Genomic DNA, 26,931 nt, shown 5'->3' on the forward strand with positions numbered 1-26,931 from the left:
CGTCACAGGGACGAGTAGGTGGCAGACGCGATGACTACAGCAATTCTGCATCCGGGACAGATGGGCACCGCGGTCGCCCGGGAGATGCTCCGCAACGACCATGCGGACGTCGTCTGGCTGCCGGCGGGACGAAGTCCGGCCACCCGCGAGCGGGCGGAGCAGGCCGGTCTCAGAGCGGTCGGCGACATCGGGGCGCTGGCCGCCGAGAGCTCGGTGGTGATGTCCATCTGCCCGTCCGATGCGGCGGAGGATGTGGCTCAAGAGGTCGCGAACCAGGGCTTCACCGGTATCTACGTCGAGGCCAACGCGATCGGCCCGGAGCGTGTCAGGGGGATCGCGAAGGTTCTCGAAGCGGGCGGCGCCACCGTGCTCGACGGTGGAATCCTCGGTGCGTCCGGCGCGAAGATGCGCTTCTATCTCTCGGGACCGTCCAAGGAAGTCGGCGCCGTGCGGGGCCTGTTCGACGGCACCGGGGTGTCGGCGATACCGCTGGACAGTGAAGAGGTCGGCACCGCTTCGGCTCTGAAACTGGCCTTCGCCCTGTGGCAGAAGGGCGCCCGCGCCCTGGCCGCGGTCTCGTACGCGCTGGCCGATCGGTACCAGGTGGCCGGGCGGCTGTGCTCGGAGGCCGAGACCGAGGCCGAGGCGGAGACCGAGAGGACCGGCCCCTCCCCGCTGAGCAGTCCGGACGAGTACCTGATGCCCGCCGCCGTACGAGGCTGGCGCTGGGAGCTGGAGATGGCGGAGATCGCGGAGACGCTGACCGCTGCCGAGCTGTCTGACGACATGGCACAGGCAGTGGGCGAGGTGTTCGGACGCTGGAGCCCGCTTCGGGACCGGCCTGCCGAGGACTTGGCCGAGGCTCTTGCTCTGCTGCGCACCTCGCACCCCGGTACGGCCGGCCCGGGGTGACCGCCGTGGCCGGTATGCGCCGCCCCAGGCGACCGCATCCGGGGCACGTCGAAGCTGTGGACGCCGGGGGCGAATCGGGCCGCTCCGCGGAAGAGCGCCATCGTTCCCGGCAGCGCGCCCGCCTTTACCGGCCGCCGTGACGAGTCAGGACCTCGCCCTCTTTACGCGGCAATAGCGAAAACCGGCTGTCCGGTACGAATACCGATCCGCAATACGCCGTTTCTGCGCCCGCATTCGAATGGTGCGAGGATACCGGCGGGTGTCCTTCTGCCGCGCTTGGACGGATGCTTCCGGAACCTGTCCGGTCGGCGTTCTGCGCGATCCTGCGATGTTCTGACGTCCTGTTCCACATGGAGCGCGAACACCGTGCTGCGGTGAATCAAGGACGCGGACGGACCGCTTCCGCATAACCCGTCGGCAGCGCCCCGTATTTTTTTGAACAAATTTAGGTTTCTTCCCGAAACCTTCGAAGAGGTTCAGCGACGGAAAATGATAGTTTCTTGACCACAAGTCATTCGGTTCCGACATAGCAGTACCGCATTGCCCCGAGCAAGGATCAACCTGCCCCTCAACTGCGCACGGGCGATCTCACCACGGACGCCGCGTGCAACGGGGGAAATCTACATCTGGGATACCCGCCATCGGGTACCGCTGTGAGGAGACACGTTGATCGATTCCCCACCCCGCGACGATGCCCACATACCACCCCTCGGCGACCTCCGACTGCTGGTCGCCCTGGACGCCCTCCTTCAGACCGGGAGCGTGACCAAGGCTGCGGAGCGCCTGCAACTCTCCCCTTCCGCGATGAGCCGGACGCTCCACCGCATCCGGCACAAACTCGGAGATCCGATACTGGCCCGCGCCGGCCGCGGCATGGTCGTCACACCGAAAGGAGTGGAGTTACGAGAGCGGGTGCACATACTCGTACGCGAGGCCCAGGTCCTGCTTTCCGCGGGAGGCGAGAACGACGTCCCCGAGGTGGGCCGGAATTTCGCGCTCATCGTGGACGACGGGTACGCGGGCGTACTCGCGCCGCATCTCGCCTCGCACAGCCGGGCGCAGGCTTTCGACTTTCTCCCCGAAGGGCAGGGAGACAGGAAGGCTTTGAGTGAGGGAACCGCGGACCTCAAAATCGGAAGGGTGTATTCCAGCTCGCCCGAACTCCGCGTGGAAAACCTGACCTACAGTCGCTTTGTCGGTGTCGCCGCGCTGGGCCACGATCTGCTGAAGGGGTCCGTCAGTGTCGAGGATTTCGCGCGGGCCTCACACATCGACATTCTCAGGGGCGACGGTGCGGCGTCCACCGTCGAGGCGTCGTTGGCCGAATACGACCTGCGCCGCACAGTGGCCGTGACGACACCGCACTACACCTCGGCGCTCTCCATGATCGGCCAGACCGACCTCGTCGCCGTCGTGCCGGAGATCCTCGTCAAATCGGGGTCTTTGATGGCGGGCCTCCGTTCATTCGAACTCCCCGTCCCCATCGCCCCCTTCGCCATCCGCATGGTGTGGCACCCGCGCAGCGACGCCGACCCGGCGCACACCTGGTTACGCTCCCGCATCCGGGACGCCCTCCAGAACGGCATCGGACCGTCGGCGCGGTATCCGGAGCAACCACAGCAGCAGGGCCACTAGTGCCAGGACGAGTCCGAGCAGGCAGGTCCCGGTCCATCCCCCTGCGTCGTATACGACGGCGGCCAGGCTCGATCCGGCCACCCCGCCGAGGAAGAAGGCGAACATGTAGGCGGTGTTGATGCGGCTGCGTGCCTCGGGCTGAAGAGCGAAGACCGTTCGCTGATGGTTGATGTGGGCGCCCTGGAAGCCGGCATCGAGCAGCACGATTCCGGCGATGAGCGCGACGAGTGACGAGGCGCCCAGCGCGAGCGCGCCCCAGCTGACGACCATCAGGGCCAGGGAGAGCGTTACGGTCAGCCCGCTGCGGCCCTTGTCGCCCAGCCGGCCCGCCACAGGGGCGGCCATCGCGCTTACCACGCCGAAGAGCCCGAAGAGCCCGATGACCGTGGCCCCGTAGTGGTACGGCGGACCGGCGAGGAGAAACGCCATCGGGGTCCACAGCACCGTGAAGCCGGCGAACTGCAAGAAGGCGAGAATCATGCGCCGCTGAAGCTCCGGCTCGGTGGCCACCAGGGTCACGACCGAGCCCAACAAGCCGCCGTAACCCTGCCGTTGGGCGGGCGGGGTGGGGGGCAGCACCCGCTTCAGCAGCACGGCGAGAACGATCATCACCACTGCCGCGACGGCGAAGATCAGCCGGAATCCTGCCAGACCCGCGGCGAACCCGCTCACTGTGCGGGCCGAGAGGGTCCCGATCAGCAGCCCGCTGGTCACGAACCCCACGACGTGGCCGCGTTCCTCCGGGGCCGCGAGTGTGGCGGCGAGCGGCACGAGAATCTGGGCGCACACCGACAGCATCGCCAGACCGCCCAAGGTCAGCATCAGGACGGGCAAGTTCGGTGCGGCGGCGCACGCTGCGGCGATCACGCCTGCGGCCACCAGCATGAGCGTGACCAGGCGGCGCTGCTCCACCAGGTCGCCCAGCGGCACCAGCAGCACGAGGCCGATCACATATCCCACGTTGGCGCAGGTCACCAGCAGCCCGGCGGCCGTGGTGGAGACGTGGAACGTCCCCGCGACAAGGCTCAGCAGCGGCTCGATGTAGAAGCGGTTGGCCACCGCTGCGCCCACCGCCGTCGCCAACACGATCATCAACGGCCGCGACAGGGTGCCCTTCGCACCCTTGCCTGCTGCTGCCTCGCCACGCTGGTCGGTGGTCACGGGCGCTTACCTCCAAGTGATACAGCTCGTATCATCGGTTACTACTTGTATCACGGTTCGATTGGGCAGGAAAGAGAAGCCGGTTCCCGCAGGGGGTATCGAGGAGCGCGGGCGCGGACCGGTCCGGCGCGGACCCTGGGGCACGGGACGCCCGCCCTGCCGCGGTGAAGACCTCGATCAGAAGCGACTCCACTCCCCCGAGGGGCGGGCTCGCCGAGACGCCCGCGGCGGGCGGTCCGGCGTCCTCCGACGGCCGCGACCGGTCGAGTTCGCTGCCTATCGCCCTCCGCAGTGCGTCGTGCTGCGGGCCGAGCCGGAACCGCCGGTCACTCCACCTGTCGGACGGATAGAGCCCCACCGGCCTGTCGGCCAGTTCGGCCGGCTCCCAGGCGAAGCGCGGCCACACATGCGCGTGCAGGAACCTGCCGCCGTCGCCCACTATCTCCAGATCGACATGGCGAAAGGCGCTGTCCATGCGCCGGCAGGACTCCTCCACCGCCTCCCCGAGACGGTCCAGGTCCGAGAGGAAGGACAGGCGCCTGCTCCTCGGCAGATCCGACAGGTGCGTCACTCCGGGTTCGTCCGCCAGGAGAACCGAACAACCCGGCAGGAACTGCGTGTCCCCGAGAGCTGCGAACCCGGTGTCCAGGCGGCGCAGTATGGCGGGGCCGTCACGTCGCCTCGTGCATGCGCTGCGGTTTCGTCGGCAGTGATACGTCATGGCCCGATCCCGTCACTCGTCGATCACCGAACCGGCCGTGTGGAGCGCCCCTCGACCATGAGGCCGGGCCCGTACGCCACAGGCGGCTGAGGGAGAGTCACCGCGCCGCAGTGGCGCCGCGCTGTTCGATGGAGCCGGCCGTCGGGCCGCCGTCATGGGGGATGTCCAGCGCACTGAGCACGGCGGCGCGGTGCCGGTGCGCAGCGCGGAGGGCGACCTCGGCCGCACCCGAGGCAATGAGGTCGGCCAGCGCCTCCAGCTGGATGCGCAGCAGCGTGGCAGCCGTACCGTCCAGCAACTGCGGCCCTCCGTCCGGACCGACGACCAGGTTGGAGCGCGCCGACTGGACCACCACCTCGGGCTCGGGCACTACGAGGTTGCCTAGCTCGGTGAGGATTCGCATGGTCTCGCTGAGGCCGCGATACCCGCCCCTGGGGCCGGTCGTGGCGGACATCACCGCGACCGGCTTTCCGGTGAGCGCTCCGGCTCCGTGGGGCCGGGAGGCCCAGTCGACGGCGTTCTTGAGCACCGCCGGAACGGAGTGGTTGTACTCGGGCGTGGCGATGACCACCCCGTCCGCTGCCCGGATCGCGTCGCACATGCTCCTGACGGGCGGCGGCGCCGCGGGAAACTCGTCGTCCTCGTTGAACATGGGGAGCGCGCCCAGGCCCTCGAAGAGGCGCAGGCGCATCCCCGCAGGGGCCAACGACGGCAGCACACCCAGCAGTCGGGTGTTGAAGGAGTCCCTGCGCAGCGATCCGGAGATCGCCAGTACGTCGAACATCTCCGACCTCCCCTCAGCCGGGTTCACTGCGTTCGTCGGGCGTCGTAACGGAGGGGGGTGATCTGCTGGATGTCGTACTTCTCCCGCAGGTGCATCACGGCCTCCTCCTCGGGGGCGCCGCGGCTGCCGAGAATCTCCAGCAGCTCCTCGAAGTAGCGCTCGTGATCAGGCGGCGGCGCGGAGAGGAAGAGCATCCGTGCCGGCGAATCGTGCGGATTGGTGAAGGCGTGCGGGCAGCCGGCGGGTACGAACATGCAGCTCCCCGCTCCGGCACGGGTCGGAGTGCTGCCGTCGGCGCCCCGCCAGGAACGCCAGTCCTCGGGGGTGCGCTCCTCGGGCTCGAACGCGAGAAGGTCGAGCTCCCCCTCCAGGACGTAGAAGATCTCCTCGCTGCGGTCGTGGACATGTGCGCCGACATCGAAGCCCGGGGGCACGACGACCTCGAAGAGCGAGCCGGTGCGCGAATGATCGCCGGTCACCTTGAAGGTCACTTCCTGGGCTTTGGTGACGATCTTCCTTCCGCCGCCGGGCGGTACGATCAGCCCCTCGGACACGGTTTACTCCCTCCGGATCTGAACTGCGGGAAATCGGGGTCAGGAACCGAGGAACGTGGCCTTCGCCGTGGGCGCCTCCGTTCCTCCAGCCGCACCCTCCGCCCACGTCCCCACAGCCATTTCGGCGGTGATGCCCGGCCCGAAGCCGGCGATGATCCCCCTCTCCGCCTCCCTGGCGCCGCCCTCGTCGAAGAGGCGGCGCAGTGCGTCCAGGACGACAGCGCTCGCGATGTTCCCGAACTCCGTCAGCGTCGTCCTGCTGTGCCGGAACGCGTGCGGCTTGACATCGAGGAACCGGCACAGGTCGTCGAGGATCCGCGGGCCGCCGGCGTGGATGATGTAGAAGCCCAGGTTGGAGGCGTCCCAGCCGTGGTCGGCGACCAGATCCCGCAGCACCGGGGCCAGTGGCTCCATGGTGGTCGGGACCCTCTTGTCGAGCTGGAAGTGGAACCCCGTCTCCTTCACCGCGTACGAGATCCAGTCCTCGGTGTGCGGTATGAGGTACGAGCCGTTCCGCTCCAGACTCATCCCGGTGCCGCCGTGACCGCGGACGACTGCGGCGGCGACGGCGTCGCCGAACAGGCCGTCGGACAGCAGCGATCCGATGTCGTGGTCGGTGGGCTGATAGCACATGGAGCAGAACTCACAGGAGACGATCAGCGCGTTGCTCCCCGCATGAGCGGAGCAGAAGTCGTGGGCCCGGTTGATCGCGGCCCCGCCCGCGGCGCAGCCGAGTTGGGCGATGGGTATCTGCCTGGTGTCGTGGCGGAAGCCCATGGTGTTGATCAGCCAGGCGGACAGCGACGGCATCATGAAGCCGGTGCACGAGACGAAGATGATGACGTCGATGTCCGAGGGCCGCAGTTGCGCGTTCTTCAGCGCCTGCTCCACGACCGGCGGGACGCGCATCTTCGCGTGCCGCTCGTAGGTGAGGTTCCGCTGCTCCAGACCCGGGTGCTTGAGCGTCTCTTCGATCGGAAGGATCGTGTGCCGCTTGAGTACGCCCGTGTTGCGGATCAGGCGGAGGGCCAGCTTCAGCTTTGGATGGTCGGCATGCAGGCGCTTGGCCAGATCGAGCGTGTCGTCCAGCGTCACGATGTTCTCCGGGACGGCGACGACCGGTTTGCACAGGACAGGCATGGTGGTGGATCCATCCGTGTGAGAGTGAAGTGCTCGAATACGCGAGAGCATCGCGGGCGGCGAATCTGCGGGAAATGCGGACCGGCCGCCCGTGAAGAGTCCCCGTTGCCTTCCGGTCGACCGGCTTCGCCGCCGTCGACCGGGAGACATCGGTCTGGAACGGGATCGTGTTCCGAGCGAATCGGAGAGTCGACGGATTTCTTCCCGTGGCAGGCTCTCCCCGCCTGACGGCGGAACACCGCCGGGCGGGATTGCAAGCCAAGGACCCGAATAGCTGTACAGGTGCCGCGGCCGGCCGGTCAACCCCGAACTGCCGCAAGGCGGTTCGGATTCGGCACGGCTTTTTTGTGGTGCGTCTCACACGGTTTGCGCACGGTACGCCGTCGATCAGGTGCTGTTCTCCACGGGCAACTGTGGCGGGCAATAATTGAGCAAGCCGCAATCTGCCGTCTGACGTGTGGTCTTCCCGTACGGGGATTGCACGGGAAGAAATCCCGCGAATTTCTTGGGAACCGGCCGCGGAGGGATTCTCTTGTCCGGCCCGACTCCGCTCTGATAGCAATCGGTCCACGCGCACCGACCGGCAGGGGTAACGGGTCGCCGAGGCGCAACAGAAATCTGCCGTTGTATGAGTTCCGGCTCGGCGGAACCGCCTTTGGTAGCGACAGAATGGGCAGATCGATGACGAAGATAGTAGTGATCGGTGCCGGCATGGGCGGATTGGCGACCGCGCTGTTCTGCGCCCGGCGCGGCCACACGGTCACCGTGCTGGAGCGGGACGACCGGCCCAAACCCGATGCCTCGGCCGACGAGGATTTCCGGTCCTGGGAGCGGGCCGGGGTGCCGCACGCCCGGCAGGGCCACAACTTCCTCGGCCTCTCCAGCAGGGTCATGCGCGAGGAGGCGCCTGACGTGCTCGACGCCGTCGCCGCCCGCGGCGCGCCGCGGGTACCCGTACCGGGTGCCGGCGAGGACGAGAACCTGCTGTCCCGACGCCTCGTCTACGAGGGAGCGCTTCGCCGGATCGTCGATGCGGAGCCGGGCGTCGAGGTGTACCCGGGGACGTCCGCCGAGGGCCTGGTGACACGGGGCGAGGCCGCCGGAGTGCCGCACGTCGTGGGCGTGCGGCTGCCCGGAGGCGAGGAGATCGCCGCGGACCTCGTCGTCGACGCGGCGGGGCGGCGGGCGCGTTCGGACCGGTGGCTGGCCGAGGCAGGCTGCCGTGCGGCGGTGGAGACCGCTCAGCCCTGCGGATTCCACTACCTCACACAGCACTTCCGGCTGCGTGAGGGCGAGTCGTTCCCCCGGTCGACGGTGCCGATCTACGCGAAGCTGGATTACACGAAGCTCGTCGTGTTCGCCGCGGACAACGGCTGCTTCCAGGTGTCCATGACCGTGGCGACCGGAGATCCGCTGCGCCACCGCCTTCGGGAGCCCGGGGTGTACCAGCGCTTCCTGGAGACGGTGCCGTTGACGGTTCCGTGGCTGGAGCGCAGTACGCCGATGGACGAGCCGCACCCGATGGCCCGGCTGGAGGACCGGTGGCGCCGGCTGGTCAGCGGTGGAGTCCCCGTCGTCGCCGGGTACTTGCTGCTGGGCGATGCGGCGATGCAGACCAATCCCGCCTTCGGGCGCGGCGTACCGCTCGCCTTCCTACAGGCCCGGCGTCTTGCCGAGACGGTCGAGGCGGCCCGCGCCGATCCGGCCGGTTTCACCGTGCAGTTCGACGAGTGGGCAGAGCAGCACCTCGGGGTGTGGTTCAACGCCCAACTGGCCAGCTCCCGCGAACAGAGGGAGCACATCGAGGCCGGCGTCCGCGGTGAGCCGGTGCCGCCGGCGAGCAGCCGGGTGAGCCGCTTCCTCGACGCACTGGCCGTCCTCAGCGAAGAGCAGCCGGACATCGATGCCGTACAGCTTCAGTTCTTCAATATGCTCATGACGCCTCAGGCGCTGCTGAGCCACCCCGTCGCGGCTCCGAGAGTCCACGACCATCTCCGGGAGCACGGGGACCCTGCCGCTCCCGCACGCGGCCCGGACCGGGCGGAGTTCGAACGGCTCGTCACAGGCTGACCGGACACGTCGTCACGCACACCAGGAGAGGGAGACCACCTTGACGGAGCAGAATGGACCGGGTCCCACGCTTGGGGCCATGGCAGACCTCACCGTCCCGCTGGCGATCCGGGTGGCGGCCACGCTGCGCATCGCCGACCACATCGCCGAAGGGGCACGCACCGCAACGGAGTTGGCGAAGAGGGCGGAGGTGCGGCCGGGGCCGCTCGGCACGGTACTCAACCGGCTGGCCGCGACCGGGGTGCTCAGCAAGGACGAGTCCGGCCGGTACGGACTGACGCCTCACAGCGAGGCCCTGCGCGACGGCCATCCGTCCCGCATACGCCGCCGCCTCGACATGGAGGGCGCACTCGGCCGGGCCGAACTCTCCTTCGTGGAACTGCTGGGAACGCTGCGCACCGGCCGGAACGCCTACCGCGCGCGGTACGGACGTTCCCTGTGGGAGGACCTGGCCGCCGATGCCGCGCTCTCGGAGTCCTTCGACGAGATGATGGCGTTCAACATGAGCGAGGTGGTGCGCTCCATCCTCGCGGCGTACGACTGGAGTTCGCTCAAGAGCGTGGTCGACGTGGGCGGCGGGAACGGGGCCCTGCTGGCGAACCTCCTCAGCGAGCACCCGAACCTGCGCGGCGGGCTTGTGGACCTGCCCCAGTCGGCAGAGGCGGCCGGGCGCACCTTCGAAGCGGCGGGTCTGGCGGACCGCGTCGACGTCTTTCCGCAGAGCTTCTTCGATCCCCTCCCGGCCGGCGCCGACGCCTACCTGCTCTCCGATGTGCTGCACGACTGGGCAGACGAAGAGGCGAAGGCCGTACTGCGGCGCTGCGCCGAGGCGGCCGGAGAGGGCGGACAGGTGTGTGTCATCGGCGAGTTCGGCGCTGACGGCGAGTCGCCGAGCACGGCCATGGACATGCGGATGCTTGCCTTCGTGGACGGCCAGGAGCGCCCGATCAGCCAGATCGGGAAGCTCGCCGAGGACTGCGGGCTCGCGATCTCGGGCGTACACACGGCGGGCGAGATCTCGGTCGTCGTTCTGCGGGCTGACGCGGGGAGGACGGCATGACGGCGCGTTCGATCGACCTTGTGCCGCCCACCTTCGATTCGGTGGAGGACGAGCGGCGGCACCGCAAGGAGAGGCTGGCTGCATCGCTGCGCCTGTTCGCCTCGTTCGGATACGAGGACGGCGTCGCCGGGCACATCTCGACCCGGGATCCCGAGCACCAGGACTGTTTCTGGATCAACCCCGTCGGGATGCCGTTCTCGCTGATACGGGTGAGCGACCTCATCCTGGTCGACGACCGGGGCGAGGTCGTCGCGGGAGACCACGAGACCCATGAGGCGCCGTTCTCGATCCACTCCGCGGTCTATCGGGCCCGGAAGGGCGCACAGGCCGTCGCCCACAGCCACTCCATCCACGGACGGGCGCTGTCCTCGCTCGGTGTGCCGGTGGAGCCCTACACCCAGGATGCGTGCGCCTTCTTCAACGATCAGGGATACCTGGACGACTACACCGGGGTGGTGCTCGACGAGGCCGAGGGCAAACGCCTCGCCGACGCCCTCGGGGAGGCCAAGGGCGTGATCCTCCGCAACCACGGCCTGCTCACGGTCGGCGAATCGGTCGACGCGGCCACCTGGTGGTTCATCTCCATGGAACGGTCCTGCCAGGCCCAGCTCCTGGCCGAGGCAGCCGGGAATCCGGTCCGGATCGACGAGGAGAACGCAGCGCGCACGCATAAGCAACTCGGCGGAGAGTTCGTGGGTTGGCTGAACTTTCAGCCGCTCTACCGGCAGATGGTGCACCTGCAACCGGACCTGCTGGACTGACGACCGCCGACCATCGACCGCCGGACACGGATCACGCCTGCTCCAGGCCCCGAACTGTGCGGCCCTACCTGGACGACCGCTCCGGGCCGCAGCGCCCTACCGGTCACACACTTCTGCGAGCCGACGCGGTTTCAGTTTCGGGTGCCGAGCGCACACGCGGTGCGTATGAGGGCGAAACAGACGGTGGCCCGCGGAAGACGCCGAGCGGCGCTTTCGCGGGCCATCGATGTGGTGCCCTGCCGAAGGCCGGGTCGACCGGCCCCGGTTCAGATCTCGAAGTACGGGTGGAAGGCAGCTCTGACGTGCACAGAATCAGGAGGTCGGATGGGTCGGTGCACCGCGGGTGTGCAGCGCGAGCATTCCTTCTTCCGCCCTACGCGGCAGGCAGCCGCTTCGTGGGCGGTTCTGACTCACTGCCAAGTTCAACTGCTGTCGGGCCAGGCAATTCCGTAAGGCCCGAGCAAGCAATCCACCGGTGCCGTAGGGCAGTTCCCCACCGGAGAAGGTGAGCCGACTTTCGGGGGATGTCGTGATCGCGGTCGGCAGGCACGGTGAAGAGGTGCCTTCGCCGCTCTGGCGGGGATCGCGCTACGAGCACAAGACGGCCGGGCGGGGGCCGCTCCGAGGGGACTCGTCCGACAAGCCCGGCCCCGAACGCAGCGGTGTTCAGTGACGGCCGGGGTCCTTTGACTGCACGGCACCAGCTCGGGTCGGGAGCCGTTCAAGCTCGCTGGCCGCACCCACACGCCGAGGTTCGCCCGTTCTCCGTCGCGGGTTCGGGACTGTTCACACGGGCCCCGGGTCCGACCGGCGGTCAACTTCTCCCCAACAGGCCCGAACCAGCGCGTCGTGGACGAAAACGACGCAACGCCCGTTCCGCATGGAGCGGTTCACGGCAGACGCGCAACAACTCGGTGATCGACAGGCCCAATTCATGTGCCGACGTCTCGTGCGAGACGAGGGTCATTGATGGGTCATTGATGCCTTGGGATTCGGCCGTGTTGTCGGGTGCAGCACGATTCATCCATGCCGAGTCTGCTCATATGCAGAGCACTATCGCTCCTGCCACTGCATTTGCCTCTACCGTCGAACCTGTCTGCGGACTGTGCACCGTGGTCGGCGCACGAACAGTGCCGCGGGGGAACGCGACACAGCGGATCCGTTGAGGAGGCCGAGGGTGGCAGCACTAACGTGCTCAACATGCGGGGCACTTATCCAGACCGACGGCACATCGCCATGTCCGTGCGTGCTCATGGCCGCGGCAGAGGTCGACCGGGCCTTCGAGACGTTCCAGTACAGGTGGGACCCCGTCCCGTCCAAGCGTGCCAAGACCACCGCACCGCCTGCACCTGCCTCGGACGACACAGACGACTCGCGTCCGGGCCGACGCGGCAAGACCCTTCTCATGGCCATCGCAGCGGCCGCGGCGTTCGGGACAGTGGCATTCAGCGTGCAGTCGTTGAACGACGGTGAGACGAGAGACGAGAGCGGCGGCGCGCCGTCCCTCTTGCTTCCACCCGGCCTGGGCGGCACTGACCCGGGTGATGCGACCGGCGACGGCCCACCCGCCGGGGGTGGTTCCTCGGACTGGTCGGACCAAGTCAGTGATGATGACGGTGGGTTGCACCCTGATATGCCGCCCCCCAAGCGGCACCACGATGACCCCGCACCTCAGCCCCCGTCGGACGACGGCGGTGGCGCCCCACCCAGCAACGGTGGAGGCATCCCGCCCAGCAACGGCGGAGGCGCCCCACCCAGCAACGGTGGAGGCATCCCGCCCAGCGACGACGGAGGCGCCCCACCCAACGGCGGCGGAGGAACCCCGCCCAGCGACGACGGAGGCGCCCCACCCAACGGCGGCGGAGGAACCCCGCCCAGCGACGACGGAGGCGCCCCACCCAACGGCGGCGGAGGAACCCCACCGAACGACGACGGAGGAACCCCGCCCAACGGCGGCGGAGGCAGCTCGTCGAACAAGGGCCACGGATTGGACAGGCTGCTGGGCAGAGTCGGTGGCCTGCTCGACGGTGGCGGCCGCAGCCACCACGGCGGTGGTCACCAGGGTGGCGGCGGCAGCCAAGTCGGAGGCGGTCACCAGCAGGGCGGTCCGCAGGGCGGAGGCCACCAAGGCGGCGGCGGTCCGCAGGGCGGAGGCCACCAAGGCGGCGGCGGTCCCCAGGGCGGGGGCGGTCCTCAGGGTGGCGGTGGCCACCAGGGCGGAGGCCACCAAGGCGGAGGCGGTCCGCAAGGCGGAGGCCACCACGGTGGGGGCGGTCCTCAGGGTGGCGGTCCTCAGGGCGGCGGTGGCCACCAAGGCGGTGGTCACCAGGGCGGAGGCCAGCAAGGCGGAGGCCCCCAGGGCGGCGGTGGCCACCAAGGCGGTGGTCACCAGGGTGGTGGCGGTCCCCAAGGCGGAGGCCCCCAGGGCGGCGGCGGTCCGCAAGGCGGAGGCGGCCCGCAGGGCGGAGGCCACCAAGGCGGCGGCGCCCAGCAGGGCGGAGGCCACCAAGGCGGCGGTCCCCAGCAAGGTGGTGGCGGTCCCCAAGGCGGAGGCCAACAAGGCGGCGGTCCGCAAGGCGGCGGCGCGCAACAAGGCGGAGGCGGTCCCCAAGGCGGCGGCCAACAAGGCGGCGGTCCGCAGGGTGGCGGCGCCCAGCAAGGCGGCGGCCCGCAGGGCGGCGGTCCCCAGCAAGGTGGTGGCGGTCCCCAAGGCGGAGGCCAACAAGGCGGCGGCGGTCCGCAAGGCGGCGCCCAGCAAGGGGGAGGCCCCCGCTAGGGCCCGTACCGAAAGTTGATCCGACCCAGGTGCTCACGGTGCGCCGCGAAGAGACTTGGGGCACCGTGACCCGGGCTTCACGCTGAGGACGTACCCGCGTCTCATGCCGACAGCCAGGCACGTAGGCGGCGGGCCGTCGACGGGACACCCCGCGGCGCGACCGTCGGCGGCGAACCGGAGGCCACTCAGCTCGACGCTCCGCGCACGAACGGCCGTGGGCCGCACCTCCCAGAGCGGGAAGTGCGGCCCACGGCCCGTTACGGCCCAGGAGAGCGAACGGGCGCTCTGACCTGCGTCGTTTCCAGCGGTCGAAGTACAGCCGGGAAACCATGTCGACCTGCGGGGCCCGGCATGCGCAGTGGCCGGTGCACAACGGGTGCACATGGTGAGTTCACCAGCGTCGTCCTGCCGAAGGCGAACTGGGACGCCGAGGTCACAACCGGCAGTGCACACGCGGTTCTTACGCTCCGACGTGGCGGCCGTGAAGACCCCCCGGCTCAATCGGTCCGCCGAAGGCGACTCGGAAGGCGCCCCTGCACGTAGCCACAAGGGAGGCCCCATCCGGCGGGTGCGCCGCCCCTCACGGGCCGAACTCCAGCGCAACGCCGATCGGTTGCACGACAACCCCAATGGCGTGGTTCACGTGAGGGTCGTGGCTGCTGCGACCGCCAGACCCAGTGCGGCGCAGACTCCGAGGGTCCGCAGGACGCTCCAGCGCAGCTTGAAGATCATCAGGAGGGCTGCGGCCGTGATGGCGACGGCGGTCGGGCGAACAGTGCTGAGGTCGGGGAGTTGGAGCTCCAGCGGTCCCCGACTGCCTGCGTCGACATCGGCGAAGAGGGTGTGCAGCGCGAAGTAGAGGCCCAGGTAGGTCGGCTTCGTGAACGATCTCCGCGAGCCTCCACAGCACCGGATCCATCAGCCTGTACCGGCGCAGGATCGTCTCGAAGGAGCAGTCATCGCCGTGATGGCCGAGCTCGACCCCGCGCATGTCGAACGGTGTTGCGTCTTCGGGTACTTGGGGCGGGATCGGTGACGAAGACGAACTCGGCGTCCTGGTCGAGGTGCCGGCGGATCAGCCAGGCACAGGCGGCCCGGTCGATGTGGATTCGAGCACGGGTTGCCCACTTCACGCCTGCTCCTTCTCGGGACGTCCTGCCCTGGCGGCGGTCGCGCCGGGCGGGGTGAATTCATCGGCCAGGGTCCGGACGGCCGCGTGTGCGCGCTCGCGCTCCGGGGGTGGGAAGAAGTCGCGCCGCCCGATGCGCCGCAGCTCCGCCCGCAGTCTGCGCACCGACCCCGCCGTGCCGCTCCCCGCCCTGATGGCCTCACAGGCCGCCTCGATGACCGCCCGGTACTCGGCGGCGCGGGCGTCCGCCATGAACTGCGCGAGCTCGCGCTCCTGAGTGAGCGTCGAAGGCCGGGCCGGCCAGAACGTCCGCAGGCCCCGTACGGCGCGAGTCCGATCACGACGAGGCTTGCAGTACGTCCGGCCCCCGAAGGCGAACGACCTGAAGCGCGATGACGCCGAACTCTCTCAGCCCGAAGGGGGATTCCAGGCGAAGGCGGCCCCGGTCGCCCCCGTCAGCAACGGGGTGGGAATGACGGAGGCGATGGAGTCGCGCACGGCGGCTGCGGCGCGGTTGCGGGTCTGCAGGATGCGGCCGAGCCGACCGGACGTACGGGCCATCCGCTGGGTGCGGGGGCGGCGGACAGCGTCGTAGACGCTCAAGCCGTCGTCGACTCCCGATCGTTCGACGGCGGCCGCAAGGGTCACGGCGTCCTCGATCGCGAGGCAGGCTCCTTGGCCGATGTCGGGTGTGACCGCGTGGGCGGCGTCGCCGAGCAGGGCCACGCGGCCGTGGACGAAGGTGGGCAGTCTCGCGTGCAGGTAGTACACGTCGTGACGCAGCAGGCTCTCTTCCGGGGTGGCGGCGAGCAGTTCGGGGATGGGGGCGTGCCAGTCCCGGAAGCGGCTTACCACCTGACCCAAGTCGTGTTCAAGGGTGGCGTGTTCGGGGACGCTTTCGCCGGCGAACCAGTAGATCTGACCGTCGTTGATCGCGGCGACTCCGAAGCGGGCGCCGCGTCCCCACGTCTCCGTGAGGATCGGCGCGACGCCCAGAGATGCGGCTCTCCGGGCGGGGACGATCCCGCGCCAGACCGTGTAACCGGCATAGTCAGCCCCTTGATAGCCGGGCAGCAGCGCCGCGCGAAGCGCGCTGCCCACGCCGTCCGCGGCCACGACCAGATCGGCCGTCTCTGTGACCGGGCCTTGTGCCGTGTCGAAGGTGACCGAGGATGAATCGGCCGCGGTGGTGACGCTCGCGGCGCGATGACCGGTGTGCAGCTCCGCGGCGTCGAGACCCGTCATGAGCAGACGGTGCATCTCGGCACGATGCAACGCGTAGAAGGGCGCACCGTAGCGACGCTCGATACCGGGCGCTGGAATCCGTGCCACGCGCCTGCCCGCTCGCAGTCGTATCTCCAGCCCGTCCTGACGCAGACCGCGATCGCGCAGAGCCGCACCCAGGCCGAGATGATCCAGCGCCTTGACGGCATTCGGCGCGATGCCCAGACCCGCACCGACCGGCCCGATGAGCGGTGCCTGCTCATAGAGCGCCACATGCCACCCGATGCGCTGCAACGCCTGGGCCGCTGTCAGGCCGCCGATTCCCGCGCCGACTACAAGCGCCTTGCTCGGGCCCATGGTTGCCACCCCTCCTGAACTCAATCAGTCGTTTCAAACGACCACTTTAATCGAGTGTTATAGCATGTGCCCCCGACCGGCGACACAAGGAGGTGCGGTGACCGGGTCCGACCAGGTGCCCGCCGTGGGGCAGCGGGCGTCCACGCGGGAGCGGCTGATCGACGCGGCGGTTCGGCTGTGCGGTGAGCGCGGGATCGAGGCGACCTCGCTACGGGCACTGACCGAAGCGGCCGGAAGCAATATCGCCGCGGTCAACTACCACTTCGGGTCCAAGGAAGGGCTCCTGCGCGCGGTCATCGACCAGACGATGCGAGCCGTCAACGAGGAGCGGCGCGTCCGGCTGGAACAGCTCGAAGCGGCACCTCAGCCGCCGTCCGTTGCCGCCCTGGTGCGTGCCTTCGTCGAACCGGGCGTCGGCCTGGCGGAGGCCCACGGCAGTCGTGGGCCCGACGTCGCACGCTTCATCGGCCGCGTGATGGGCGAGCCGAACGCCCGGGTCCGGGAGATCTTCGCGCAACAGGTCGAGCCGGTCGAAGGGCGCTACCTGACGGCGCTGCGCCACGCCCTTCCCGAACTCGACGAGCGCGGTGTCCAGTTCGCGTACGCCGGCATGGTCGGACTGCTCGGCGTCTACCAGTCCGGGACGTTCGCCACACTGGGCTGGGCACCGGAGACGGACGACGGCACGGCGGCGAGCGGGCACGGAGCCGCCGACTGCGAGCGGCTCGTCGCGTTCATCACGGGCGGGATTCTCGCGACCCTTCCGGCCAAGGCCACCGACGGGTGAAGCGGAAGCCGGCGGCAGTGACGGGTGCGCAGCGGACGTCGCCGCCGGCGGTCAGGCCGGCGCGACGGCGAGAACGGTGAAACCGGGAGAGAACGGTGAAGCCGGGAGAACTGACCGTCAGTCAGCCGACTGCCGGTGCACAAGGGGCGCACGTGGCGGGTGACGCCGAGGACTGCCGGCCGGCGCCAGGGCCCCTCAAGGCCGTGGCGCGTCTCGTCACCGCAAACGAGAACGCAGACGAAACGGACGGCGTCTACGACCGGACCTGCCTACGAGACCGGGCTCGTTCGGTGATCACCTGACGGCCTCCAACTGCCGTGCGGCAGTGAACCTGATCAACGTCCCCGAAACACCTGCCGTTTCGGATCAAGGGAATTTCTTAGCGAGTTGGCGAGAATTCTGCGAGTAGTTGAACCGCACATGCCAACATGTCGTGATCGTGGGTCAGGTGGGTATTCGAGACAGTCGCTATAACTTGCCGAGCGGTACGGCGGCTTCGCGGATCATCGTTTCCCTCCGCGTGAGGGCAGGGCAGACGAGGAAAAATGCATATGGGCAAGGGAAAGCACAGACGCGCCAAGACCCCGGAGGCGACAGGGGCCAAGGCCGTGGGCAAGGCTGTGGTCGGACTGGTTTCCAGTGTGGCCGTGGCCGGCGGGGCGAGTGCCGCCCTTGCGGACGGGGCCGCGAAGGGCCGAGCCTCCGACACTCAGTACTCGCGCGCCGACGCTGCGTATGCGGACAGCGAGCCGTCGGAATACAGGACTTCGGACATCGCTCCCCATGGAGTGGTTGATCAGGTCGTGCACGGGGGTGGCTCGGCACAACCGACGAAGCAGAACTGCGACGCGAGTGCGAAGTCCACGCAGCAGCTGATCAAGGAGCTGAGCCCCGAATGCCAAAACAGCACAGCTGAGCGTGCGGCGGCCGCCCAAGAACTCGGAAATCGCGGGACGTTCGTCTCCGATCAGAAAACCAACAGGCTGTTCTTCCAGCCCATGACCGTTGCTTCCGACCGGATCAACGAAGCACGCGCGATGTCCACGCAGGAGTTGATCAACCGGCTGAGCCCGGAAAGCGACGTCAGCCAAGATCAGCGTACGGCTGCCTTCCTGGGACTCCAAGACCGCGGATTCCAGATCTTCGACCCGCAAACCAACGACCTGCACTTCAACCCCCAGATGCTGGTCGACGGCGATCCGGGCGATCAGTCCACCCTCGCGAGCGGTTCCCAACTTCCCGTGAGTGCGGCTTCGGGTTCGAACCAGGTTGGCGTGACCGAAGCTCCGAGCACCAACCAAGTTGGCGTGACCGAGACTCCGAGCACCAACCAGGGTGCCGTGAGTCAGGCTCCGAGCTCCGACCAGGTTGCCGTGAGCCAGGCTCCGAGCTCCAACCAGGTTGCCGTGAGCCAGGCTCCGGTCACGAAGGCGGCGGCACCGCAGCAGTCCGAGGGGCTGCTCGGCGGCAGGATCGAGATCCCCACCAGCAAGAATTCGTTTGTCTTCGTTCAGGCGGGAGCCAACTCGAAGACCCTGTCGATTTCTGGTGGCGGCGGCGTCGGGGTCGGGGGCAACAGGTCTTTCGTCGGCGTGTTCAACGCACCCCCGACCGGCATCAATCTCCGTGGCGATGTCTCGCTTACGTCTCCGACCGCCAGCGTGAAGGGGGAGGCAAGGGTCAACTTCAATCCCGTGACCAGAGAATTCTCCGGCGGTGGTTCCGGAGAGGTTCAACTGAACGGCGCGGGGGGAAGCGCGGTTTCGAACAAGGTATCCCTGGACGTCAAACCCGACGGCGAAATCAAGTTGACCACGACTCAAGGCGAGCAGGTGGATCTCGGCGGCCGCAAACTCTCCGTCGATGCCTCGCAACCGTCCACTGACGGAACCCAAAGCGCCCCCTCTTTCAAAGTGGGCCTCTCGGGCGGACCCCTGGAAGCCGCTGGCAGTCAGGGATTCAAGGCGGAAGGGCGGTTCGAGGCCGATGCGACGGCCAACGTCCCGTTGGACTCCCTCCAGAACACCTCAGGCGCCAGCACCCCCAGCGACTTCACCGCCATGGGCGACTACACCGGCGGCAGCCCCAACAACAACACCAACGCCGAGACCGACGCCACAGCCAACACCCCATCCGACACCCCCCAAACCACCCCAGACGCCAGCACCCCCAACGACTTCACCGCCATGGGCGACTACACCGGCGGCAGCCCCAACAACAACACCAACACCGAGACCGACGCCACAGCCAACACCCCATCCGACACCCCCCAAACCACCCCAGACGCCAGCACCCCCAACGACTTCACCGCCATGGGCGACTACACCGGCGGCAGCCCCAACAACAGCGGTGACTTCAGCAGCAGCTCCAACTCCCGCTCCATTGACGGCGCCAGCGACCTCAGCGGCGGCTCCGACACCGGCAGCGGCAGCAGCGACATCGGCAGCGGCGACTTCAGCGGCAGCTCCGACCTTGGCGACGGCAGCAGCGACTTCGGTGGCAGCTCCGACCTCGGCGGCGACGGCAGCTCCGACCTCGGCGGCAGCGACTTCGACTCCGGCGCCAGCGACTTCAGCGGCGGCAGCGACTTCGACGGCAGCTCCGACCTCGGCGGCAGCGACTTCGACTCCGGCGCCAGCGACTTCAGCGGCGGCAGCGACTTCGGCGGCGGCTCCGACCTCGGCGGCGGCGACTTCGGTGGCGGCGGGTTCTGAAGAGGGCGTGGATGAGCGGGTCCGATAAGTCCCTTACGTCCGTACCGTAAATCGAGCAGGAGGGCCGGACACCCGGCCCTCCTCCTCCCTGCCTGCTCAACAGGGCGTGATCTTCGCGGCGACGCTCCTGCTCAGCGCCCCATTCACGAGGCTGAGGCCGGCCATCGAGAAACTCCGTGAGCGCGAGCGAGCATGAGCCACAGCCGGTGCACACGAGGGTGGAAACAGACGGTGACCCGCGGAAAGCGCCGTTAGGCGTTCCCGCGGGTCACCGAAGCCGCGCATCGTCGAAAGCCGACTGAACCGGCCCCCGATTTAGATGTGTGCCCATCAGTCGGTCGTTGGAGACCAGTTGATGCCGGGCACCAGCCCCTGCGGCTTACTTCCCATCCGCTCCTCGGGCGGCATGCCATCACCCACCCCTCGACGCACGCCTGTCAACTCCTCGGCCAGGCAACCCAAATGACGTCAGGAGACCTCCGTCACCAGCCGATGCGTGAGGGCCGCCGATTGCCGTGATCGCCACGACCGGCAGCGCCAAGCGCACGACCCCACGAATGGCTCCTCTGCGCGCGGCCAGGTGACGGGGGAACAAGGGCTGTGCTCGCGTGCCACTTGGGCGTGAGGAGAGCCACGCCCATGCTCGGCGCCCTCAACCGCTTCACCTTCAGGCGTGGGCCCGAGTCTGCGGCACGCTCAGATTGCGGTCTCGGACACCAGCGTTGTCCGCACACCCTCGACGCGGACAGACTCGGCGGTGAGGTGAAGCGACGAGCCTTCGTTCTCCGCCACTACGCTCACCCCGGCCGCAGCCGGGGTGAGTTCGAGAGTGGGTGCCGGGAGTTCCCAGCCGTTCAGCGCGACCTTGGTGATCTCCTCGCATACGAGGTAGAAGGTGAGGCTGTTGAACGGCTTGGCTTCCCACTCCGGGTGGGGACGGTCCGGCAGGTCGCCGGTGCTGAGGCCGAGGGTGGCGGAGGTGCCGCGTTCGTCGAAGTGCAGGTAGTGGAGCTTGCAGCGTTCCAGTGCGGGGGCGGTGGAGTACACGTCGGTCAACCCACTGGCGTCGGCGAGGAGTTCGGTCCAGTCAGCGGGCATAGAAGGTCTCCGTGGTCGTCGCTGGCTCGCTGGTGCCGTGCAGCTTGGTGTCCAGCCTGCTCAGGTACGTGTACTCGGGCTCGTCGGCCGCGGCCCGGAATGCGCTGATGTGGCGGACGACGAACTGCGGGTTGGCCTGGAAGGTCAGCTCGATGCCCGTGCCGTTCAGGCGGACCTCGGTCAGCCGGTCGCTGACCGGCTGTGCGTCGAGCCGGGCCTCGGCCGGCGGGCTCCACCGGGCCAGCACGAGGTGCTCAACGGCGAGGAATTGGAGGTGGCACTGGACGGTGTCGAATCCGGCAGCCACCCATTCCTCCGGCGGCTCGGCAGGGAACTCCGGGAGGTCGACCCGCAGCATCAGCGTCGGCCCGAACGGGCTCACGTTCACCGATCTGATCCGCAGTCGGTCGTAGCTGGGGAACTGACCGTACAGGTCGGTCAGTTGCTGAGGGTTGGCCGGGTGGAGTGCGGTGTCAGCGGTCATAGTAGTAGTGCTCCTGAGCGCCCGGGATCTGTCCGTTCCGGGTGTCCTCGAACGGTCGGACGTGGACGTGTGGTGGCTGGTAGCCGTCCTCACCCGGTTTCTGGTGGCCGAACCAATGGTCCTGGAAGACCACCATGTCGTTGCCGTTGGGGTGCTCGTAGGTCTCTTCGGTGTAGAAGATCGGCGAGCCGTCATCGTTGAGGAGCTGCTTGCTGCCCGCGTACTCCGGGCCGCGGGCGGAGACCCATTCGTCGACGTCGATGGGTTCGGCGCCCTCGGGGATGCCGGCATCGCGAAGGGCCTCTGCCTTGGCTTCCTCGTAGGTCTTGCCGGCCTTGGGAATCTCGTCGTCGCAGCCCTCCAGGCCCAGAGGGTCGAGCCAGCTCCAAGGGTTGACCACCCATGCAGCGGGGTTCGGGGCGGGGGCGAGGCCCAGGGGGTCCGGGCTGCTGTACCGGGCTGTGTCGGGGTCGTAGTGGCGGTAGAAGTTGTGGTGGAGGCCGGTCTCGGGGTCGGCGTACTGGCCCGGATGCCGCAGGGGTGTGTATGCGGTGGCGTCGCGGTTCCAGCGTGTGGTGCCCCAGACGGTGGCGCGGGCCTGCCAGGCGATCTCCCCCGCCTCGCTGATCAGCTCCGTCGGTGTGCCGACCAGGTCGGTCGCGATGGCGAAGAAGCGCGAGTCGACCTCTTCTTCGGTGAGGTGCTTACGCTCGTACTGGACGAGCGGGATGTGACCCTTGTGCTCCCAGGTGCTGGTGACGCCGGTGACCGTCGAATGTTCCTCGGCCAGGCGTGTGCCGTCCCAGGTGAAGTACACGGCCTCCACGGGGGTTTCGCCGTCGTCGCCGAGGCGCTGCTTGGTGGTGCGACGTCCGAGCGCGTCGTACGTGTACACCCAGCGGTTGCCGTCGGGAGTGGTGCAGGCGACGAGGCGGTCGAGGGCGTCCCACTCATAGCGCCAGGTGTCGGGCTTGCGGGACAGGCGCTTCTTCTGGCGCAGCACGGTGCGGCCGGCCGCGTCGTACTCGTAGCGGACGTCGCCCGCAGTGAGCAGCCGGGTGCCGCTGTAGTCGCGGTCACCGAGCGCTTCGGCCCGGCCGGCTTCGGCTTCGGTACCAGGATGCCGAGGTCTGATTGCCGATCGGGTCGTAGGTGTAGGACTCGGCCCAGTCCTGGGCGGAGACGCCCAGGGGCCTGCCCAGCGGGTCCAGGTCGAATTCCCGGCTCACGCCGGTCAGGTCGTCGGTGATGGATGCGAGGTGCCCGTCGGGGCGGTAGTCGTAGGTGCGGGAGGTGAGGGTGCTTCCGGGCACCGCTGCCGCGCGGGCGACCAGGCGGCCGGAGGGGTCCCAGCTGGAGACGATGGCCACCGGGTTGTCCTCGTGGCCGAAGCCGCGGGCGGTCTCCCGGCCGACGGCGTCGTGCTGGAAGAGCAGGGCGTGCCCGTCCAGATCTAGCTGCTGAGTGCGGCCGGCGGCGTCGTAGCCGTAGTTGGTGGTGGCCCCGGTCGGCGTGGTGCGCAGGATGCGGCGGCCCTGTGCGTCGTAGCGGTAGTGGACGGTGCGGCCGTCGACGTTCTCGCTCAGGACCCGCCCGCGCGCATCGCGCTCCACCGTCACCGTCGAGGTGTCGTCGGCTGCTTCGAGGAGGCGCCCGGCGCGGTCGTAGCGGTAGGTGGTGACGGAGCCGGCGGCGTCGCGTCGCAGTACCCGTCCGAACGGATCGCGCTCGTAGGTGATCCGCTCGCCGGCATGGGTGTGGTCCTGGACGTGCGGTGGCCGCAGGCATCGTGGGTGTAGGTCTGGGTGCGCCCGTCGAAGTCGGTCTCGGAGATCAGACGGCCAGTGGGGCTGTAGGTGTACTCCCATGTCAGCCCCGTGGGGCCGGTGACCTTGGTGAGCCGCAGCTCGGTGTCGTGGTCGAAGGTGTAGGTGGCTCCGTCCGGGGTGGTGCGGGAGACCAGCTTGTCGAAGTGGGTGTGACCGAAGGCCGTGACGCCGCCGATGGCGTTGACGTGCTCGACGAGGTTGCCTTCCCCGTCCCAGCGCCAGCTCTCCCGCGCCCCGTCGGGCAGCGTGCGGGCGGTGAGCTTGCCCTCGACGCTGTGCTCCAGCCGCGTGACCGACCCCAGCGCGTCGGTCATGCGCGTGGGCCGACCGAGAGCGTCACGCTCCAACGCAGCGGTATGACCGTGCGGATCGGTGTAGGAGATCGGCAGACCGGCAGCATTGTTCCGGTACCGGGAGATCTCCCCTGCCGTGCCGGTGATCGCACAGACGGCCCCGGTGCTGTCGTACTCGAAGCGGGTGACGGCGCCGTCCGGTGCGGTGCGCTCCGTCAGATTGCCCAGGGCGTCGAAGGCTTGTCGCCAGAGGGAGCCGTCTGCGGTGGTGATCTCGACCGGCAGGTTCAGGTAGTTGTATGCCGCCGACGCGACCGTGCCGTCCGGGGCGTGGACTTCGGTCACGTTGTGCCGGGAGTCGTAGACGTAGCGCGTCTCGTGGCCGGCCGGGTCGGTCCTGCTCAGCACGTTCCCGTACTCGTCCCACTCCCGCCGCGTGGTGTTGCCGAGCGGGTCGGTCTCGGCCACCGGCTGGTGCCGCTCGTTGAACTGGTAGACCGTGGCGGCACCTTGGGAGTTGGTGTACGTGGTGGTGCGCTGGACACGGTCGTAGACGAACCGGGAAGACAGAAAGCCGTCCGGCCCGATCGTACGGACGACACGGTGCTGCTCGTCGTACTCATACCGGAAGGTCGAAGCGTTCCGGTCCGTCCAGGAAGTCATGCGGCCCAGGTCGTCGTAGCCGAACTCCAAAGCTTTCCCAGAGGAGTTGACCACGTGCGTGACGTTGCCGCCGCCCTGGAACCGGTACGACTTCAGCTCCACGGGGGGCCCCTCAGGCGCATCGAGCGTGAGCCGGGTGCACCGGCCGTTCTCGACGTGGACGCGGACAACGTAGCCCCCGGTATGGGCCAGTGTTGTCGGAGTGCCGTCCGCCTGGCGGGAGATGGCGATCTCGTTGCCGTTCCGGTCGGTGATGTGCCGGAGCCAGAACCAGCCCGACTTCGACGGGCTGTCGGCGAAGACGCGAACCCGGCCCGTCCGCGGGTCGGTGATCTCGTACGTGGACTCGCCCAGCGCCCCGGTGCCGGCGTGGGTCAGGGGGAGCAGCTTCCCCGTCACGGGATAGACAGGCTCCTCGCTTCCCGGGGCCGGGAGCTCGGCGTAGCGCACGAGCGAGCCGTCCTCGCGGGCCCAGACCACGCCGTCCTTCGTGACCTCAAGTCGCTCATCGAGGGTGGAGGCCCAGGACGGGCCGAAGAACTGCCCGTACCGATACGAGGACAAGTGCGCACGCACGAGCCGCAGCGGAAGCACCCCGGGCAGATCGACATCCACCTGCTTGTGCAGCAGCTCACCGCTGGCAACGTCAACGGGATCGTTCTCGCAGAACCGGTCGTCGCTACCGCGACCTGTCAAGTGCGGGTCGTCTGTCGCGCCGTTCGTGGAGCCGGGCCTAACGTCCGACTTGCCCCCCGGGCTGCCGGGGCCGTTGCCGTCCTTGCCCTTACCGATCTTCGTCAGGTTGTCGGCGACGGAGTTCTCGTTGTCGCGGTGGCGTTTGGCCATGGAGCGGACGCCGCCGGGGACGCCCTCGCCGACGTGTTTGGCGACCTTCTTCAGCGCCTTCTCGGAGCCGTCGAGCGCGCCGTGGAGGACGCTGTCGAAGGCCTGGGTGAAGGGGTCGCGGCCCTTGGTGCGGCCGAAGGCGCCCTTCGCGCGGCCCAGTGGGGCAAGGGAGTTGGTGTGCAGGTCCGAGCCGTGGCGGGAGAGTTTCTCCGCACCGTTGTCGAACTCGTCCGGGTCGATGCGCATACGGCCGCCGCCCGCGCCGCCGCCACCGCCGCCCGCGCCTCCGGAGCCCCCTCCGGCGCCGCCCGCGCCGCCGCCGCCCGCCGACGCGAGGTTCATCGCCCCCTTGCCGCCGTCGTGTCCGCCGCCGCCCGCGTCGCCGCCGCCCCCGGCTCCGCCGCCCTCGCCCGGCGGCAGATGGATCGCGTCGTCGGCGAGATCGAGGATCATGTCCTCGGTCATCTTCTCCAGCTTGCCGGTGACCGGTTCGGTGACCTCGGCCATCAGCCGGGAGATGATCTCCTCCTCCGCCTCCTTGATGATCCGGCGGATCAACTCCCGCATCGCCGCGGTCTCCGCGGCGCCGATCAACGCCGACAGGCCGCCGGTGACCACCGACAGACCGATGGAGATGCCGATCGAGGCCGCCATCGCGCCCAGCTCGATCTCGGCCTTGACCTTCATCCCGTAGATGATGTCCGCGACCACGTCGCACGCCGTCGCGAAGAGCCGTGCGACCTCGGGCACCTTGTCCAGATGAGAGCCCTTGACCTTGCCCCAGTGCTCCTGGAGCGCGTCGACCGCGTAACCCTCGCTGGAGGCGAGGATGCGGTTCACCGCAGCGTGCGCCTCACCGCCGTGACCCTCGAACTTCTCCGCGAACTCCCGCATGGCGTCGGCCATTTCGCGGTAGTCGTCCTCGTCCACGTTGGGCCAGTTGATCCCGATGAAATCGAGGATCTCATCCAGCCAGCCCGGCAGAACGTAACCCATCGCCCCCGTACCCCCCTGCTCTCAACACCGCCCCCACGGCGAACAGTTCGAATCACCGAACAGCATAGACACCGTCAAAGTTCCCCGCACAGCGGCCAGTTCGGACTCTCCAGGGGTGGCATCGCGAGCAGCCGATCGATCACCGGTAGGTGATCGATCGGACCACAGTGCCCAACATCATTGCCGTGGTCAGCATTTCGAGCAGGCTGAGGTCGTCGCTGTTGGCATGCAGTTGGACCGCGAGCTGGGTGATCTCGAAGAGCTGGCGCGGCGATTCAGGACACGCTGGCCCTGGACGGCCCTCATACCCGACTACCCGTCGGCCCTTCCGACGCCCGGGCACAGCCGGTGCACACGAGAGCGGAAACGGACGGTGACCCGCGGAAAGCGCCGTTAGGCGTTCCCGCGGGTCACCGAAGCCGCGCATCGTCGAAAGCCGGAGGAACCGGCCCCCGGTTTAGATGTCGAAGAAGTGATGTGCGGCTTCTCTGACCTGCGGACGGACGAGGGGCCAACTGCCTGACCTGCGGGTTAACTGTTGGTCTCTGTCGTCGTCTGTCACCGTTGGGCTCCCTCGCACGGCCCCACGACGGCCCGAACCTCGATCGCCGGCCTCTCGTTGCGAACTATGGGCACGACGGTCGCTTAGGTCACATCGGCCGGCCAGCTGGCCACCTGGAGTCACTGGCGTCCGGCTGCGGTCATGGTGGTTGCTGTACTTCGCTGCTGTACCGCACCGCACTGCCGGAGGAGGTGAGCTCTCCGGGCTTCGGCATAGCCGTACCGGTGTCGCAGACCGGTGCAGGTGCCCAGGCCAGAGCGGTGTCGAGGCCGTCACCATCCGGTGCCGACCGTCAGCGTCGGCCAACGTTGCACGGTCCAGAGGCGGCCCAGGCGTGCAGCGTCCGCCAGCCGCAGATTAGGGTCACGCCCACAC

Annotated in this window: 20 protein-coding genes and 2 pseudogenes; 8 read left to right on the top strand and 14 right to left on the bottom strand. The window is 68.6% G+C overall.

Translation table 11 applies throughout. The annotated features are described in order from the left end of the window. Nucleotides 1–30 precede the first annotated feature (30 nt). A complete protein-coding gene (locus MMA15_RS05730) occupies nucleotides 31–912 on the top strand; it encodes an NAD(P)-dependent oxidoreductase (protein ID WP_241057918.1) in 882 nt (293 codons plus the stop codon). Between the two features lie 666 nt (nucleotides 913–1,578). Then, nucleotides 1,579–2,547: a LysR family transcriptional regulator gene (locus MMA15_RS05735; RefSeq protein ID WP_241057919.1), complete on the top strand. Its 969-nt coding sequence runs from the start codon at nucleotides 1,579–1,581 to the stop codon at nucleotides 2,545–2,547. Here MMA15_RS05735 and MMA15_RS05740 read toward each other — a convergent pair. The 5 genes and pseudogenes from MMA15_RS05740 to MMA15_RS05760 all read right to left on the bottom strand — a co-directional run bounded on the left by MMA15_RS05740 (nucleotide 2,461) and on the right by MMA15_RS05760 (nucleotide 6,907). Beyond that, nucleotides 2,461–3,708, bottom strand: coding sequence for an MFS transporter (locus MMA15_RS05740; RefSeq protein ID WP_241057920.1), 1,248 nt, complete (start codon nucleotides 3,706–3,708; stop codon nucleotides 2,461–2,463). The genes MMA15_RS05735 and MMA15_RS05740 overlap by 87 nt on opposite strands. 253 nt (nucleotides 3,709–3,961) lie before the next feature. After that, nucleotides 3,962–4,429, bottom strand: a pseudogene (locus MMA15_RS05745) (diadenosine tetraphosphate hydrolase); the annotation flags it as partial. Nucleotides 4,430–4,526: 97 nt separating this feature from the next. Further along, complete coding sequence (locus MMA15_RS05750) at nucleotides 4,527–5,213, bottom strand: NADPH-dependent FMN reductase (RefSeq protein WP_241057921.1); 687 nt, start codon at nucleotides 5,211–5,213, stop codon at nucleotides 4,527–4,529. Nucleotides 5,214–5,236: 23 nt separating this feature from the next. Beyond that, a complete protein-coding gene (locus MMA15_RS05755) occupies nucleotides 5,237–5,767 on the bottom strand; it encodes a cupin domain-containing protein (protein ID WP_241057922.1) in 531 nt (176 codons plus the stop codon). Nucleotides 5,768–5,806: 39 nt separating this feature from the next. Then, nucleotides 5,807–6,907: a type III polyketide synthase gene (locus MMA15_RS05760; RefSeq protein WP_241057923.1), complete on the bottom strand. Its 1,101-nt coding sequence runs from the start codon at nucleotides 6,905–6,907 to the stop codon at nucleotides 5,807–5,809. A 681-nt stretch (nucleotides 6,908–7,588) separates the two neighbouring features. Between MMA15_RS05760 and MMA15_RS05765 the strand changes: the two genes are divergently transcribed. The 4 genes from MMA15_RS05765 to MMA15_RS05780 all read left to right on the top strand — a co-directional run bounded on the left by MMA15_RS05765 (nucleotide 7,589) and on the right by MMA15_RS05780 (nucleotide 13,593). Beyond that, nucleotides 7,589–8,977 carry an FAD-dependent oxidoreductase gene (locus MMA15_RS05765; RefSeq protein WP_241057925.1) on the top strand — a complete coding sequence of 463 codons (1,389 nt, stop codon included), beginning with the start codon at nucleotides 7,589–7,591 and terminating at the stop codon, nucleotides 8,975–8,977. Between the two features lie 79 nt (nucleotides 8,978–9,056). Continuing rightward, on the top strand, nucleotides 9,057–10,037 hold the full coding sequence (locus tag MMA15_RS05770; RefSeq protein WP_241057927.1) for a methyltransferase: 981 nt from the start codon (nucleotides 9,057–9,059) through the stop codon (nucleotides 10,035–10,037). Continuing rightward, entirely contained in the window at nucleotides 10,034–10,798 is a 765-nt protein-coding gene (locus MMA15_RS05775; RefSeq protein WP_241057928.1) for a class II aldolase/adducin family protein, read from the top strand. The genes MMA15_RS05770 and MMA15_RS05775 overlap by 4 nt, the downstream gene beginning before the upstream one ends. A gap of 2,027 nt (nucleotides 10,799–12,825) precedes the next feature. After that, nucleotides 12,826–13,593, top strand: coding sequence for a hypothetical protein (locus tag MMA15_RS05780; protein ID WP_241063548.1), 768 nt, complete (start codon nucleotides 12,826–12,828; stop codon nucleotides 13,591–13,593). Between the two features lie 561 nt (nucleotides 13,594–14,154). On the opposite strand, the gene MMA15_RS28415 is transcribed toward MMA15_RS05780, so the two are convergent. From MMA15_RS28415 to MMA15_RS05795, 4 genes are all read right to left on the bottom strand, one after another. Further along, a complete protein-coding gene (locus MMA15_RS28415) occupies nucleotides 14,155–14,565 on the bottom strand; it encodes a chromate resistance protein ChrB domain-containing protein (RefSeq protein ID WP_372498189.1) in 411 nt (136 codons plus the stop codon). Beyond that, the gene (locus MMA15_RS28420) at nucleotides 14,531–14,707 is read right to left on the bottom strand and encodes a chromate resistance protein ChrB domain-containing protein (RefSeq protein ID WP_372498190.1); all 177 of its coding nucleotides are present in this window, start codon (nucleotides 14,705–14,707) and stop codon (nucleotides 14,531–14,533) included. The genes MMA15_RS28415 and MMA15_RS28420 overlap by 35 nt, the downstream gene beginning before the upstream one ends. Next, nucleotides 14,704–14,955: a hypothetical protein gene (locus MMA15_RS05790; RefSeq protein WP_241057929.1), complete on the bottom strand. Its 252-nt coding sequence runs from the start codon at nucleotides 14,953–14,955 to the stop codon at nucleotides 14,704–14,706. Before MMA15_RS05790 ends, MMA15_RS28420 begins: the two co-directional genes overlap by 4 nt. Before the next feature lie 156 nt (nucleotides 14,956–15,111). Continuing rightward, nucleotides 15,112–16,284 (bottom strand): FAD-dependent monooxygenase, encoded by a 1,173-nt coding sequence (locus MMA15_RS05795; RefSeq protein ID WP_241057930.1) that lies wholly within the window; start codon nucleotides 16,282–16,284, stop codon nucleotides 15,112–15,114. Nucleotides 16,285–16,381: 97 nt separating this feature from the next. On the opposite strand from MMA15_RS05795, the gene MMA15_RS05800 reads away from it, so the two are divergent. Both MMA15_RS05800 and MMA15_RS05805 read left to right on the top strand, forming a co-directional pair. After that, nucleotides 16,382–17,071: a TetR/AcrR family transcriptional regulator gene (locus MMA15_RS05800; protein WP_241057931.1), complete on the top strand. Its 690-nt coding sequence runs from the start codon at nucleotides 16,382–16,384 to the stop codon at nucleotides 17,069–17,071. 551 nt (nucleotides 17,072–17,622) lie between these two features. Continuing rightward, complete coding sequence (locus MMA15_RS05805) at nucleotides 17,623–19,785, top strand: hypothetical protein (protein ID WP_241057933.1); 2,163 nt, start codon at nucleotides 17,623–17,625, stop codon at nucleotides 19,783–19,785. A gap of 696 nt (nucleotides 19,786–20,481) precedes the next feature. Here MMA15_RS05805 and MMA15_RS05810 read toward each other — a convergent pair. From MMA15_RS05810 to MMA15_RS05830, 5 genes and pseudogenes are all read right to left on the bottom strand, one after another. Continuing rightward, nucleotides 20,482–20,883, bottom strand: coding sequence for an Imm50 family immunity protein (locus MMA15_RS05810; protein WP_241057934.1), 402 nt, complete (start codon nucleotides 20,881–20,883; stop codon nucleotides 20,482–20,484). Then, entirely contained in the window at nucleotides 20,873–21,367 is a 495-nt protein-coding gene (locus MMA15_RS05815) for an Imm50 family immunity protein (protein ID WP_241057935.1), read from the bottom strand. Before MMA15_RS05815 ends, MMA15_RS05810 begins: the two co-directional genes overlap by 11 nt. After that, a complete protein-coding gene (locus MMA15_RS28635) occupies nucleotides 21,357–21,710 on the bottom strand; it encodes an HNH/endonuclease VII fold putative polymorphic toxin (RefSeq protein WP_443732560.1) in 354 nt (117 codons plus the stop codon). The genes MMA15_RS05815 and MMA15_RS28635 overlap by 11 nt, the downstream gene beginning before the upstream one ends. Continuing rightward, nucleotides 21,696–23,073, bottom strand: a pseudogene (locus MMA15_RS28685) (RHS repeat-associated core domain-containing protein); the annotation flags it as partial. The gene MMA15_RS28635 and the pseudogene MMA15_RS28685, both read right to left, overlap by 15 nt. After that, complete coding sequence (locus MMA15_RS05830; protein ID WP_241057938.1) at nucleotides 22,983–25,994, bottom strand: DUF6531 domain-containing protein; 3,012 nt, start codon at nucleotides 25,992–25,994, stop codon at nucleotides 22,983–22,985. The gene MMA15_RS05830 and the pseudogene MMA15_RS28685, both read right to left, overlap by 91 nt. Between the last annotated feature and the right edge of the window lie 937 nt (nucleotides 25,995–26,931).

This window comes from Streptomyces marispadix (genome assembly GCF_022524345.1).
GTDB classification, from domain to species: Bacteria; Actinomycetota; Actinomycetes; order Streptomycetales; family Streptomycetaceae; genus Streptomyces; species Streptomyces marispadix.